Raw genomic sequence first — 13333 nt, forward strand, 5'->3', positions numbered from 1 at the left:
TCACCGTAGCCCGCGGACACCCACCCGGGCCGGACAAAGGGGACGACATGGCGCCGGAGTTCCCGACGTCACCACCGCACGGGCAGTTCGGCCGGCCCGCGGAACCGCGTGCCGCCCGGTGCGGACGCCTGCCGCGGGGGCTTCGGGCTCGACCACCCGCGGCCGTATCCCCGGTCACCCAATTCCCCCGAACGCTGGTCACCGGCGCGGCCGGGATGATCGGATCGGCGGGTGACCGACGCCGAGGAGGAGATCCGGGCCGCGTTCGCCACCGGCCGCCGGGTCCGGTTCGACCCCAAGGCGCCCCGGCGCGACCGCGTCGTGCGCGGTGAGGTGCTGTCCGCGCTGCTCGTCGAACCCGTCCCCGGCGCGGCGCTGCGGCTGGTCGGCGCGCACGTCGTCGGCCTGTTCGCGCTGGAAGGTGTCCGGGTCGAGCACGTCGTGGACTTCCTGGACTGCACGTTCGAGCAGCCGCCGGACCTGCGGATGGCCCGCCTGGTGGGGTTGCGGATGCGCGGCTGCAAGGTCCCCGGCCTGTGGGGGCGCAACCTGCGCGTGGGCAGCGACCTGGTGCTGGAGGCCGGTTTCACCAGCGACGGCGTGGTGGACCTGACGGACGCGACGGTCGACGGCACGTTCCGGCTGGCCGGGGCCGTGCTGCGGAGCAAGGGCGACCACGCGCTGCTCGCCGCCCGCATCCGGCTCTCGGGTTCGCTCCAGGCCGTCGCGCTGCGGGCGGGCGGCGAGGTGCGGTTGCGCGGCGCGAACATCGGCGGCTCGGTGCACCTGGGCGGCGCGCGGCTGGTGAACCCCGGCGAGAACGCCCTGGACGCGTCCGGCGTGACCATCGCGGGCAACCTGTTCTGCGACGCGGAGGGCGGCCGGTTCACCGCCGAGGGCCGCATCCTGCTGGACGGGGCCCGCGTCAACGGCAACGTGGTGTTCTCCGGCGCCCGGCTGCGGGCGAGCGTGGTCGACCGCCCGGTCCTGGTGATCCCGCGCGGCACCGCCGACGAGGCCGCGTCCCTGGTCGCCGACCGCATCCGGGTCGAGGGCAACGTCGAGCTGGACGACGGCTTCACCTCCGGCGGCACGGTGCGGCTGCCGAACGCGGAGATCGGCGGCTACCTGCGGCTGTCCGGCGCGGCCATCGGGCGGCAGGACGTGGTGGACGAGCTGAAGGCCGGCGAGGTCGTGGACCGCATTCCGGTGGCGCTGCACGCCGACGGCATCCAGGTGCGCGGCGACCTCGAAGCGCGCGGGGCGGTCAACGGCGGTTTCCGCGGTGGCGGGGCCCGCGAGTCGGCGTTGCGCGCTTACGGGCAGGTGCGGCTGGTGGACGCGCACGTGCGGGGCAGCGCGAGCCTGTCCGGTGTGCAGCTGCACGGCCCCGGCATCGACGTGCTGTTCGCCGACCGGCTGCGGGTGGGCGGCACGCTGTTCCTGCGGGACCTCCGGGCCAAGGGCTCGCTGCGACTCCAGAACGCCGAGATCGGGTCCACCCTGGACTGCTCGGGCGCGATCCTGTCGATGCCGCGTCGCCGACCGGACGGCACGGTGAAGCCGTCGCTGGACGCGCGGGTGGCCTCGGTCGGCAAGGACCTGTTGTGCAGCCACGGCTTCACCGCCGTCGGCGGGGTGCGCATACGGCTGGCCGAGGTGGGCAAGATGGCCACGTTCACCGGGGCGCGGCTGGGCGGTCCGGGCAGCGACATCGCGTTGAACGCCTACGGGTTGACCGTCCGGCAACTCGTGTTGCGCCTGTCCGAGGACAGCACCCCGGTGGGCCGGGTGGTGCTGCGGCGGGTGAGCGCGACGGCCGTGCTGGACGGTCCGGGGCTGTGGGCGGCCACCGGGGGCGTGGACGTGGAGGACTTCACGTTCGGCTCGATCTCGTCCACGCCGCACGTGGACGTGCGGACCCGGCTGCGGTGGCTGCGCGAGGTGCAGCCGGACTTCGCGCCGGGTCCTTACGAGCAGCTGGCGAACGTCTACCGGGACGGCGGCGAGGAGGAGCTCGCGCAGCACGTGCAGCTGGAGAAGCAGCACCGCCGGTACTCCGAGCTGGGGCGCGCGGGCCGGGTGTGGGGCTTCCTCCAGCGCTGGACCGTCGGCTACGGCTACCGGCCGTGGCTGGCGATCGCCTGGCTGATGGCGTTCTGGCTGGTCGGCACGCTCTGGTTCCTCGGCCACGAGATGCCCAGGCTGAACGACGACGAGTCGCCGTCGTGGAACCCGTGGCTGCTGGCGATGGACCTGCTGATCCCGATCGTCGACCTGGGCCAGGACGGCAAGTGGAAGTTCAGCGGGGCCTCGCAGTGGATCTCCAGCTCGCTGATCGCGGTGGGCTGGATCCTCGCGTCGACCGCGGCGGCGGGTGCGGCGCGGGTGCTGAAGAGGGTGTGACCAGCCTCGAACACGCAGAGTTAAAGCCGACAACACGGAGTGTCGATCACACGATCCGGCGAACCCGGTGGCGAACCAGTGCGCACCGGGTACGCCTGCCGGCAGTCTCGACCGCGTCGGCCTGATCGCCTTCGATCGACTCGCGCCGACAAACCCATGAGCGTTCAGGTGGAGGTACCAGTGTTGTCGTCGGCCGACCAGCGAGCGGGTGCGGGGGTGAGCCGCGTGAAGCGGCTGCTCTCCCGTGCCCTGCTGGTCGCCGGCGGCACGCTGGCTGGCACTGCCGCCGCGTGGGCGCTGTCCACCGCTCCGGCCACCGCACAGGTGGCCGACCACGAGGACGCGGTCACGGTCGTCACGCACGTCGTGACCGACCGCGAGCCCGTCCGGCAGGTCGTCGCACCGGTCCGGGAGACCGTGCTCGACCTCGACGCCGCGTTGCGCGCCCAGCGGGCGGGTGACGCGGCACCGCCCGACCTGGGCCAGGTCGCGGAAGGCATCCGCGACACGTTCGGTCACGTGCACACCTGGTTCGAGCCCCGCTCGACCGGGCCGGTCCGCACCGACCACGCCCTCACCGGGCGCGCGGTCGCGGTCGCGGTCGCGGTCCGGCAGACCGAGCCCGCCCAGAACGCCACCGCCGTGCCGGTTTCCGTCGGCACCCCGGTGGTGCGCGGGCCGTTCGGCAAGCTCAGCGAGACCTGGTCGTCCTCGTCGGCGCAGCAGCTCGACGCGCTGCCCGGCGAGCCGCACCACTCCCGCCAGTCAGACCCGGCCGGACCTCCGTTCGCCCCGTTCGCACCTCCGCTCGGGGTGCCGGTGCACTGCTCGTGCGGTGGCGACGGTGCCGGCTCCGCCGGCGGCGGCAACGGCCCGTTCACGGGCACGACCGCCGACGGTGTCGACCCCGCCGTGGCTCGGGCACTGCTGCCCGCCACCGAGCGGAACACCGTGATGCCCGGCAAGCAGCCCGGCATCACCCCTGACTGATCCGAGCGCGCGGTCCGCGACGGCCCTCCGGCCGTCCCGGTAATCGACCGACGCGTTCTTTCGCGCACCCGTAACCCGGTCGAGAAGCCGCGCCACCACCCCCCGATCCGGGTGGTCGTCTGCCTGACGCGGGATCGCGTCCGACCACCCTTCACCTCCCGCAAGGGACACTGGAAGAAGGAGAACCCATGCAAACCTGGGCCAAGCGCGGTATTCAATCCGCACTTGTCACGGGTGGTTTGCTGATGCTCGGTACGGGCATCGCTTCAGCCCAGGAGAACGTCAGTCCCGACGCTCCGCCGCCGCCGCTGGACGCGCAGGTGCGGGTGCCGGTCGAGGTCGACGAGAACAACCTGGGGACTCCGGCGGGCAACCGCGACCTGCCGGAGATCAAGCGGGAGATCAACACCGGGAGCGTGGGCGTCACCGCCCCGTCCGACAACCCGCTCGTCCGCAGCGCCCAGGACCGCGTCAGCACGGTCGACACCTCCGGCTTGACCCGCGGCAACGCGGCCGACGGCGACATCGTGGTCCCGGTCAAGGCCTGCGGCAACGCCGTCGCGGCCGGTGGCCCGGCCAGCGCCACCGACACCTGCACGCAGTCCACGTCGAGCAACGGCGACGTCCGCACCACCGCCTCGAACAGCTCGCTCGCGGGCAACGTCGCCGCCGTCCACGGCGCGACCCCGGTCGCGGCCAGCGGCAACGCCGTCGCGGCCGGCAGCAACGCCTACTCGGAGTCCACCGCCAAGCAGGACGCGTCCGCCGGCGGCGACATCGCCACCTCCGGCTCGGACGGCTCGCTGTCCGGCAACATCGCCGCCGTGCAGCAGTCCACCCCGGTGCAGGCGACCAACAACGCGGTCGCCGCGGGCGGCATCGCCAACAGCACCTCCAGCGCGGACAGCACGGCCTCCTCGGGCGGCGCGCTCACCACCAACGGCGACCGCAGCTCGGGTGCCGGCAACGTCCTCGCGGCCCCGTTCGCGCCTTCGGCCGCGGTGAACGGCAACTCCCTGGGTGCGGTGGGCAGCGCCGACACGGCGTCCCGCAACAGCACCAGCTCCACCGCCGGCGGCGAGAAGGCCGCCCGCAACGGTGCGGGCCGGTGGATCGACACCAGCGGTGAGAACGCCTCCGCCTCGGGCAACGTGCTCCAGCCGCAGCTGGCCGGCCCCGTCTCGGTGGGCGACAACGCCGGCGGCGTGGTCGGCAACGCGGACGCGGTCAGCGCGACCCGCAGCGACGCCAAGGCCGGCGGGGTCACCGACACCAGCGGCGACGACTCGACCGCGTCCGGCACCATCGTGGACGCGCCGATCGCCCTGCCGGTGTCCGGCGCGGGCAACTCGGGTGCGGCCGTCGGCAACACCTCGGCCCGCCACTCGAACGACTCGGCGGCGACCGCCGGCGGCGAGACGCTGACCAACGGCGACCGCTCGACCATCTCCGGCAACTCGGTGAACCTGCCCCCGGCGGGCGCGGTCGACCTGTGCGGCAACGGCGCGGCCGGCGGCGGCATCGCCAACGCCGACTGCACCAACGAGGTCGACTCGCGCGCGGGCGGCTACAACGGCAGCACCGGCAACGACAGCGTCGTCTCCGGCAACATCGGCCAGGTCCCGGTGGGCATGCCCGCCGAGGGCTACGGCAACGCGCTGGGCGCGGCCGGCAACTCGTCCGGCACCGCCACCGAGCAGAAGACCATCCGCTCGGGCGGCGCGCCCAACAGCCGTGACGACGACGGCACGGTGTCCAGCAACGTGGTGACCGCGCCGACCGCGTTCGGCGGCCAGGTGTTCGGCAACGCGGGCGGCGCGGTGGCGAACCCGAAGTCCGGCGCCGACAGCGACACCACGATCGTCACCGGCGGCCCGTCCGAGGCCACCGGCAAGCACGGCTCGCTGTCCGGCAACATCGTGGAAGCCCCGACGTCGAACCCGGCGCAGGTCTTCGGCCTCAACGCCCTCGGCGTCGGCAACGGCTCGTCGGACGTGAAGAGCGAGCTCGACTCCCGGTCCGGCGGCTCGGCCCTGTCCACCGGTGACCAGGGCTCGCTGGCGGGCAACGTCGTCTCGCTGCCGCAGGCCTCGTCCCCGCAGGTGTTCGGCAGCGCGGTCGGCGCGGGCAGCAACGTGCGCAGCACCGCCGACAACGAGTTCACCTCGTTCTCCGGTGGCGACGTGAAGACCGGGGGCAACCGGGGCTCGCTGTCCGGCAACGGCCTCACCGCCCAGCCCGCCGTGCCGCTCCAGACGTTCGGCGACACGGCCACCGCCGCCGGCAACGGCGAGTCCAAGGCGGTGAACAACTCCGCGGTGATCGCCGGCGGCGACCACGACACCAGGGCGAACGAGTCCTCGTTGTCCGGCAACCTGGTCTCGGTGCCCGCGAACGCCGAGCCCGGCGTGTTCGGCGACGCGGTGACCGTGGGCGGCCTGGCCTCCTCGGACGCGAAGACCACCAGCCTGGCCCACTCCGGTGGCAAGACCGACACCGAGGGCAGCGGCGCGGCCACCGGGCACGACCTGTCCGTGCCCGCCGAGACCCGTCCGGTCGTGCACGACGTGCCGGTCGACGTGCTCGGCACCGCGACCGCCGACGTGCAGGACAGCGCCGCCCAGCGGACCGGCGAGGACGACGACGACGTCACCCGCAACGTGGCGCCGAAGGGCATCCAGCTGCCGGCGGGCGTGGACAGCCTGATGGGCCCGACCGAGGTGCCCTCGCTGACCAGCCTGGACCGCCTCACGTCGTTCGGCAGCCTGGACCGGCTGTCCGACTTCGGTTCGGTGCGGCAGCTGATCGACCCGGCCAAGCTGCTGGACCCGTCGCGGCTGAACGACCCGGCCGCGCTGGCGGACACGGCCGAGCTGCCCAAGCTGACCGACGTGAACGGCTTCGGCAAGCTGGTCGACCCGCGCAAGCTGCCGCTGAACCAGATGCCGGTGAACCAGCTGCCGTTCAACCAGCTGCCGGTGAACCAGCTGCCCGCCACCCAGCTCCCCGCGGCCCAGTTGCCGGTCACCCAGCTGCCCGCGGCTCAGCTGCCCGCGGCCCAGTCGCCTGCGGCCCAGTCGCCGGCGGGTCAGCTGCCCGTCGGCCAGCTGCCCGTGCCCCAGCTCGGCAGCCTGACCGCGCCGAAGCTCGCCGCCCCGGCCCTGCCGGCGCCGGCGCTGCCCACGCCGGACCTGGGTGCCCCCGCGCTTCCCGCGCCGGGACTCGGCACCCCGGCCCTGCCCGCGCCGGACCTCGGTGCTCCGGCCCTGCCGGTCCCGGCGCTGTCCGCGCCGAAGGCCGGTGCCCCGGGAGTGCCCGCGAAGGCGGCGCCGAAGGCGCCCACCGGCACCAACGGTGTGCAGACGCCCCTGTCCACGGTGGCGAGCCTGGGCAAGCTGCCCACCCTGGCCAAGCTGCCGACGGTGGAAGACGGCACGGTCCTGCCGGGCCTGAAGCAGCTGCGTGACGCCGCCACCCTGCCCCGCCCGGCCACGCTGCCCAAGAAGCAGGCGGGTCTGTCGCAGCTGAACCAGGTCAAGCCCGGCCTGGCGAAGCTGAGCAAGGTCACCGGCACGACCAAGCCGGCCGCGCTGAACAAGGTCCGGCCCGTCCTGTCGAAGCTGGGCGACGCCGCCAACCTGCCCATGCCCGCCGCGCTGGCGGACCTGCCCGAGCTGACCGACCGCCCCGACGTGGCGGACCTGACCGACCTGTCCGACGAGCGGTCGTTCGGCGGCACCCTGCCGCTGCTCGGCGGCAACCTCGGCGTCACCCCCGTGATCCAGGGCGTGCTGCCGCTGCCCGGCACGGGCGGTCAGCAGCGCAACGTGCCGACCCTGAACACCCTGCCGATCGCGTCCCCGGTGGTCCTGCCGGTCGTCGTGCCGGTGCCGGGCGTCGCGCAGCCGCGCACGGCGGTCCCGACCCCGAGCCTGTCCGACGCGTCGGTCAGCGGCATGCACATCAACCCCCTGAACGGCGTCGAGACCCCGGCCCCGCTCACCGGGGAAACCGACCGCGCCTACGCCCCGGCCATGGCCGGCCTGGACTCCAAGACCGTCTTCGGAGCCCTGGAAACCACCACCATCCTGCCCCGCATCTGACCGACCTCCCTCCCGCGGCTGAGCCCCTGGCACACCAGTGCCAGGGGCTCAGCCCTGTTCCGGCCAGGATCGCCGGCCCCGCGACCCGGCAGGTCAGCGGGCCGGCCACCGCTCCAGCACGTCACCGCCCGAGGCGCCACCGCCCGACGCGTCACAGCTCAGCGCGTCACCGCCCAGCACGCCGCCCAGCACGTGCCCGCCCCGCGGTTCGTTACCGCAGCCCCGCACCTCGGCACCTCAATGCCGCAACCGCTCCTCCACGTGCGCCAGCACCGAGTGCACCGGAGCGTTTCCGTCGCTGGTCACCCAGCACACCCGCACCCCCGGCCGCACCCGCACCCCCGCGATCCGCACCGCCCGCCCGGCCAACTCCCGCACCCTGGCCGCCACCGCCTCGCCACTGCCGTTCGGGTGCTCGGCCACCACCGCGAACTCGTCCCCGCCGTACCGGGCCACCGTGTAGTCGGCCCGCAACCCCTCCCGCAACCGCCCCGCGATCACGGTCAGCAACTCGTCACCCCGCCGGAACCCGTGCTCCCGGTTCACCGCGGCCAGCCGGTGCACGTCCGCCAGCACCAGCGAAGCCAGCGTGCCGTGCGTCCGCGCCCGGGTCAGCGCCTGGTCCAGCCGGTCCAGCAGCAGCTCCCGAGCCGGCAGCCCGGTCAACCCGTCCAGCAGCCGGGCCGAGTGCGGCACGTCGTCCTGCACCGGCCGCAGCACCACCAGCACCTGTCCGCGCAGTTCGAGCGGGTGGTACTCGGCCCACACGCGGGCGTGCGGCAGGACCATCGGGACGGTCTGCGGTGCGCCGGTGCGCAGCACCTGCGAGACCAGTTCGGCGCACGACGGCAGCGGCGCGCCGGAGGTGTCGCGGGCCTGCGGCTGCTGGAAGCCGGGCAGCGCCGACGAGGGCACGCCCATCAGCGAGGCGGCGAGCCGGTTGCCCGCGAGCACCGCGCCGGTCACGTCCTGGAGCAGGAGCCCGACCGGGAGTCCGGCGACGAGTTCGTCCCACACCGCACGGTGGGTCGTTGTCCGCACGGTACTCATAGGACTCGTGCCCTCCGCCGGGTGCAGGCCTGTCCGTGAAGAGCCTCCCCGCAGGTCGCGGCCTTTTCAATAGGCCCGACACCACTCGGTCCGGTGATCTTCGGTCAGCGGTGTAACGCTCCGACCATCGACTCGAAGTCCACTTCGGACACGATCGGCACCCGGTACGCCCGCGCCCGCCGGGCCTTGCCGGACAGCGTGAACGGGTCGGCCGCGACCAGCACGCGGGTGGACCGGGTCACGTACCCCTGGCTGACGAGGCCGGCGTCGTGCGCGCGGGAGACCCACACGTCCCGCGGCTGGGTCATCTGCCCGGTGAACACCACCGGGTCGCCCCGCCGCAACGCGACCCGCTCGGTGCGCGCCACCACGACCGCGTGCCCGCGACGCACCTCGCCGATGTCGTCACCGGGCAGCCGGGGCCACGGAACGGTAGGTCCGTCCAGCGACCCGTGCCGCAGGTAGTGCGCGAACAACCGCCCGGTGGCGCGCGCGTCGTGCAACGCGGAGTGCGCGTCGTCCAACACGATCCCCGCAGCGTCGCAGCAAGCCTGCAACGACCGCTTGGAGCCGGGCAGGAACCGGGCCGCCAACCGCATGGTGCACAGCCCGTCCAGCGCGAGGTCGACGCCCAGGCGGCCGAACTCGGCGGCGAGGAACCGGGCGTCGAACGACAGGTTGTGCGCGACCAGCACCCGCCCGGCGAGCTGCCGCGCCAGCGACCCGGCGGCCTGCGCGAAGGTCGGGGCGTCCCACACGTCGGCGGCGCTGATCCGGTGCACGTGCTGAGGTCCGAGGTCACGCCCGGGGTTCAGCAGCGTGCACCACTCGCCGGTCTGCCGGCCGGAGTCGTCCAGCCGCACCACCGCGACTTCGACGACCCGGTCCGACCGCCCCGCCGCGAACCCGGTCGTCTCCACGTCGACCACGGCATACCCCATGATCGGCAGACCATACCGATCATGCTCACCCCCGCAGCGCCCGGAGCGTGAGGTCGACGACCGTGTCGGAGAACGTCCCGGTCAACGGCCCCGTTCGCAGCAACCACCGTTGGTACACCGGGCCCAGCAGCAGCTCGGCGGCAGCCGGCACGTCGACGTCACCCCGGATCTCCCCGGCCCGCTGCGCGGCCGCCAACCGCTGCTCCAACACGACTCGCCGAGGCGTCAGCAACAACGTCACCAGATCCGTCCGGGCCTCGTGCACGAGCACCCGGCAGACCTGGTCGAACCGCCGCTCGGCCAACTCGTCGATGGCCTCCCGCAACTCCAGCCGGAGGTCCTCCCCCAAGTCGCCCAACGGCCGGACCGCCCGTCCGGAAGCCCCGAACTCGACGAACGCGTCGAACAACAGGGGCCCCTTCGAAGGCCACCACCGGTAGATGGTCTGCTTCCCCACCCCCGCCCGGGCGGCGACCGCCTCGATGGTCAACTTCGCGTAACCCAGCAGCTCGACCAACTCAAGAGCGGCCGCGAGGATGGCCCGCCTCGAACGGTCGCTGCGCCGCGCCGCGTCGGGTGGCATCCCTTGATCGTATGCGCCATTTTGCGGACGTTCACCTCACGCGGCACGTGGTGTGCGGGCAAACGGTCGGTGGCGCGCGCCCGCTTCGACGCACCGCGCCCTCCCGTCGTGCGGGGGCTCGCCGCCGGCGACGTGTCGATCTGCGGCTGCCCGGTCGTACTACGGGGTCGGGCGCAGGTGCCGATCCAGCACCTCGGCCTCTGCGCGGAGCCGCTCGGCGAGGTCGGTGCGGCCGAGCTGCGCGTACTCCTTCGCGGCGGCCGTGCGCTCCTGTACCTCGTGCTCGACGATCGACCGCAGGTCGGCTTCGGTGAGGTGACGACGTTCCGCTTCTGCCGCACCCAGGCCGCTTGCCGCTCCCGCGACGTGTTCGCTCCCCGTGACGTCGCCGGACGAGTGGCCGTCGGGGACGGCTTCGGCGTTGTCGATCGCCGCCAAGGCGGAGCGGAGTGCGGTGATGGCCACGCGGTCCCGGGCCTTGAGGGCCGCTTTCAGGTCGTCACGCAGGTTGGTGCGCATAGGGCGGAGGTCCAATCCGGTGGTAGCAGTACGAGTATATGGTACTGGTGTGCCACGGGTTGCCGATCATGACCAGCGTCGTACCCAGATCGCGCGGGCGTTCCAGCGCCTGCTCGCCGCGGAGGGGTTCGCCGCCGTCTCGTTCTCGCGGGTGGCGGCCGAGGCCGGGATCTCGGTCGGGCTCATCCAGCACTACTTCCCCGGCAAGGACGCGCTGCTGCGCTTCGCCTACGACGACGCCGCGAGCCGCATGGGCGAGCGGGTGCGGGTTCGTGTTCGCAACGGCGAGGCCGCCCGCCTCCCGGTCGCGGAGGTGTTGCTCGACAGCCTGGCCGAACTGCTGCCGCTCGACGCGGCGCGGGACGTCGAGTACCGCGTCCGGCAGGGGTTGCAGGCTCAAGCGCTGCACCAGCCCGTTCTGGCCGATGTCGCGCGGCGGGCGGGCCGGGACCTCCTCGGCTACGTCACCACGGTGATCGAGAGCGGCGTGGAGCGCGGTGAGGTCGAACCCGGTGTCGACGCCGTGCTCGCCGCCCGCACGATCCTCGCGACCGTACAGGGTCTGGCCGATCAGCTCGCGCTCTCGGGCGCGGACGCGTTCCCGGCACGGGAGGTGCTGCGCCGGGTCGTCGCCACGGTCTTCACCGGGCGTCACGGTGCGCGGGAACGCTGACCTCCTCGCTCCGTCACGCCGCGTACGAAACCCCCCGCGACAGCAATAGGGTCATACGGCTAACGTAGCCATATGATCGTATTGCTACGAGGGTCGGTCGGGGAGCGAAGGCGATGACCCACCACGTGACCGCAGGGCTGAGCAGCGGCACCATCCGCGGCCGCCGGTTCGACGGACACCTGTCGTTCCGGGGCATCCCCTATGCCGCGCCCCCGGTCGGGGACCGGCGATGGCGGTCGCCCGCACCGGTCGCGCCCTGGTCCGGCGTCCGGGACGCGACCGAGCCGGGGAACCCCGCGCCGCAGTCGGCCCAGTCGTTCGCGGACGTCACCTCCGTCGACGAGGACTGCCTGACGCTGGACGTCACCGTGCCGGCGGTCCCGGGCACCGGGCGACCGGTGGTGGTGTGGCTGCACGGCGGCGGCGGGACGAACGGAACCGCTGCCACCTGCGATCCGCAGCGGCTGGCCGTCACCGGCGACCTCGTCGTCGTGGCACCGAACTCCCGGCTCGGCGTGCTCGGCTGCTTCGGCTACCCCGGCCTCGCCGACGGGGGGACCTTCGGCTTGCAGGACCAGCAGGCCGCACTGCGCTGGGTGCGGCGGGAGATCACGCGATTCGGCGGCGACCCGGCGAACGTGACCCTGGTCGGCGGGTCCTACGGGGCACTGATGATCGCAGCGCACCTGGTGTCACCCGCCTCGGCCGGGCTCTTCCACCGCGCGATCCTGCAGAGCGCGTTCGCGGTCATGGGCTCGACGCCGGCGCACACCTTCATCCCCGGTGTCCCGGCGCTGCCGTCGATGTGGTCGCCGGCGGCCGAGCTGGACCGGCTCGGCGCCGCCACCGCCGTCGAGCACGGGTGGATCACGCCGGGCAGCGATCCCGAGTCGGCGCTAGCGCAGCTCCGGCGGGTTCCGGTGGCGGACCTGCTCCAGGCGTCGGGCGCCTTCATCCGGCCGGCCTTCGGCGGACCCACCCTGCCCGAATCGCCCGAGGAGGCACTGCCCGCCGGGCGCTTCCACCGGGTGCCGCTGGTGCTGGGCACCACGCGGGACGAGGCGCGATTCCTCGTAGGCCTCTTCGCGGACCTCGCCGGCAACCCGGTCACAGCCGAGAGCTACCCGCGACTGGCGGCCGAGGCGTTCGGTGACGCGGCGGACGAGGTCGTCGCGCGCTACCCGCTCGACCACTTCCCGACACCGGGCCTCGCCTGGGCACAGGTCTGCACGGACCGGGCCTGGGCGCGACCGGCCTGGGAACTGGGGCGAACCTTCGCCGCGCACACCGACACGTGGTTCTACGAGTTCGCCGACCGGGACGCCCCACCGCTCGTGCCGCTCCCCGGTTTCCCGACCGGCGCCCAGCACTCCAGCGAACTGGTGTACCAGTTCGACTTCCCGGGCGGCCCGACGTTGTCGGCGGCACAACGCGAACTCGCCGACCGGATGCACCGGTACTGGGCGGCCTTCGCCGCGAACGGCGATCCCGCCCACGTCGACCTGCCGGCCTGGCCCGACTTCGGCACCGGCCACGTCCAGTCCCTGGCACCCGACCGGATCGGTGGCACGGACTACCGGGCCGACCACCGCCTGGACTTCTGGGCACGGATGCCCTGAGCGACCGGACGCGACCCGGGAGGACGCGCGCCGAGCCCGCGCGGCGGTGGGCTCGGCCGCGCCGGCCCACCGCCGTCCCGCTACGGCACGAGCACCGGCTGGTCCAACGCCCACAGCCACGAGCCGTCCGGCTGGCGACGGGCGATCTCGACGGCCATCTCGCCCGTGGTCAGCGTGGACACCGTGAGTGCCAGGTCGCCGCTCACCAGTGCCGGGTGCTGCCTGCCCGGCGAGAGCACCGGCGCCGCCGCGACGAACTGCTCGTACACTTCGCGGATCTCCGCATGTCCGGTCGCGAGATTGCCCGGCGGGAACGCCAGCACGGCGTCCGGCTCGTACAACGCCACCAGTCCGTCGACGTCGCCCGCGTTGCCGCGCTCGATGAAGTACCTGCCCAGGTCGTTCGGCTCAGTGGCCCTTGCCTTGCTCGTCATGCCGATCAGCCTCCC

Annotated in this window: 11 protein-coding genes; 5 read left to right on the forward strand and 6 right to left on the reverse strand. The window is 73.5% G+C overall.

The genetic code is table 11. From position 1 onward, the window contains the following. Positions 1–231: 231 nt before the first annotated feature. From FHS29_RS35105 to FHS29_RS37970, 3 genes are all read left to right on the forward strand, one after another. Positions 232–2406: a translocation/assembly module TamB domain-containing protein gene (locus tag FHS29_RS35105; RefSeq protein WP_184698827.1), complete on the forward strand. Its 2175-nt coding sequence runs from the start codon at positions 232–234 to the stop codon at positions 2404–2406. A 216-nt stretch (positions 2407–2622) separates the two neighbouring features. Beyond that, positions 2623–3396, forward strand: coding sequence for a hypothetical protein (locus FHS29_RS35110; protein WP_184698829.1), 774 nt, complete (start codon positions 2623–2625; stop codon positions 3394–3396). A gap of 245 nt (positions 3397–3641) precedes the next feature. Beyond that, complete coding sequence (locus tag FHS29_RS37970) at positions 3642–7499, forward strand: beta strand repeat-containing protein (RefSeq protein WP_184698831.1); 3858 nt, start codon at positions 3642–3644, stop codon at positions 7497–7499. A gap of 93 nt (positions 7500–7592) precedes the next feature. Here the strand turns inward: FHS29_RS37970 and FHS29_RS37975 are convergent, their stop codons facing one another. From FHS29_RS37975 to FHS29_RS35135, 5 genes are all read right to left on the reverse strand, one after another. After that, entirely contained in the window at positions 7593–7727 is a 135-nt protein-coding gene (locus FHS29_RS37975) for a hypothetical protein (RefSeq protein ID WP_281391816.1), read from the reverse strand. Positions 7728–7736: 9 nt separating this feature from the next. Beyond that, positions 7737–8549 (reverse strand): GGDEF domain-containing protein, encoded by an 813-nt coding sequence (locus tag FHS29_RS35120; RefSeq protein WP_184698833.1) that lies wholly within the window; start codon positions 8547–8549, stop codon positions 7737–7739. Positions 8550–8653: 104 nt separating this feature from the next. Then, positions 8654–9490 (reverse strand): exonuclease domain-containing protein, encoded by an 837-nt coding sequence (locus FHS29_RS35125; RefSeq protein WP_184698835.1) that lies wholly within the window; start codon positions 9488–9490, stop codon positions 8654–8656. Between the two features lie 25 nt (positions 9491–9515). Continuing rightward, complete coding sequence (locus FHS29_RS35130; protein WP_184698837.1) at positions 9516–10073, reverse strand: TetR/AcrR family transcriptional regulator; 558 nt, start codon at positions 10071–10073, stop codon at positions 9516–9518. Between the two features lie 159 nt (positions 10074–10232). After that, positions 10233–10592, reverse strand: coding sequence for a GatB/YqeY domain-containing protein (locus FHS29_RS35135; RefSeq protein ID WP_184698839.1), 360 nt, complete (start codon positions 10590–10592; stop codon positions 10233–10235). A gap of 49 nt (positions 10593–10641) precedes the next feature. On the opposite strand from FHS29_RS35135, the gene FHS29_RS35140 reads away from it, so the two are divergent. Both FHS29_RS35140 and FHS29_RS35145 read left to right on the forward strand, forming a co-directional pair. After that, entirely contained in the window at positions 10642–11265 is a 624-nt protein-coding gene (locus tag FHS29_RS35140; protein WP_184698841.1) for a TetR/AcrR family transcriptional regulator, read from the forward strand. Positions 11266–11378: 113 nt separating this feature from the next. Next, positions 11379–12884, forward strand: a complete 1506-nt coding sequence (locus FHS29_RS35145) for a carboxylesterase/lipase family protein (protein WP_184698842.1) — start codon at positions 11379–11381, stop codon at positions 12882–12884. Between the two features lie 80 nt (positions 12885–12964). Here FHS29_RS35145 and FHS29_RS35150 read toward each other — a convergent pair whose 3' ends face one another. After that, entirely contained in the window at positions 12965–13318 is a 354-nt protein-coding gene (locus FHS29_RS35150; RefSeq protein WP_184698844.1) for a YybH family protein, read from the reverse strand. Positions 13319–13333: the final 15 nt, after the last annotated feature.

It is taken from the genome of Saccharothrix tamanrassetensis (assembly GCF_014203665.1).
GTDB classification, from domain to species: domain Bacteria; phylum Actinomycetota; class Actinomycetes; order Mycobacteriales; family Pseudonocardiaceae; genus Actinosynnema; species Actinosynnema tamanrassetense.

Coding starts and splice junctions, on each gene's coding strand:
- FHS29_RS37970 (WP_184698831.1), top strand. CDS start 3,642: ATGCTCGGTACGGGCATCGCTTCAGCCCAGGAGAACGTCAGTCCCGAC.
- FHS29_RS35150 (WP_184698844.1), bottom strand. CDS start 13,318: ATGACGAGCAAGGCAAGGGCCACTGAGCCGAACGACCTGGGCAGGTAC.
- FHS29_RS35135 (WP_184698839.1), bottom strand. CDS start 10,592: ATGCGCACCAACCTGCGTGACGACCTGAAAGCGGCCCTCAAGGCCCGG.
- FHS29_RS35125 (WP_184698835.1), bottom strand. CDS start 9,490: ATGGGGTATGCCGTGGTCGACGTGGAGACGACCGGGTTCGCGGCGGGG.
- FHS29_RS35130 (WP_184698837.1), bottom strand. CDS start 10,073: ATGCCACCCGACGCGGCGCGGCGCAGCGACCGTTCGAGGCGGGCCATC.
- FHS29_RS35120 (WP_184698833.1), bottom strand. CDS start 8,549: ATGAGTACCGTGCGGACAACGACCCACCGTGCGGTGTGGGACGAACTC.
- FHS29_RS35145 (WP_184698842.1), top strand. CDS start 11,379: ATGACCCACCACGTGACCGCAGGGCTGAGCAGCGGCACCATCCGCGGC.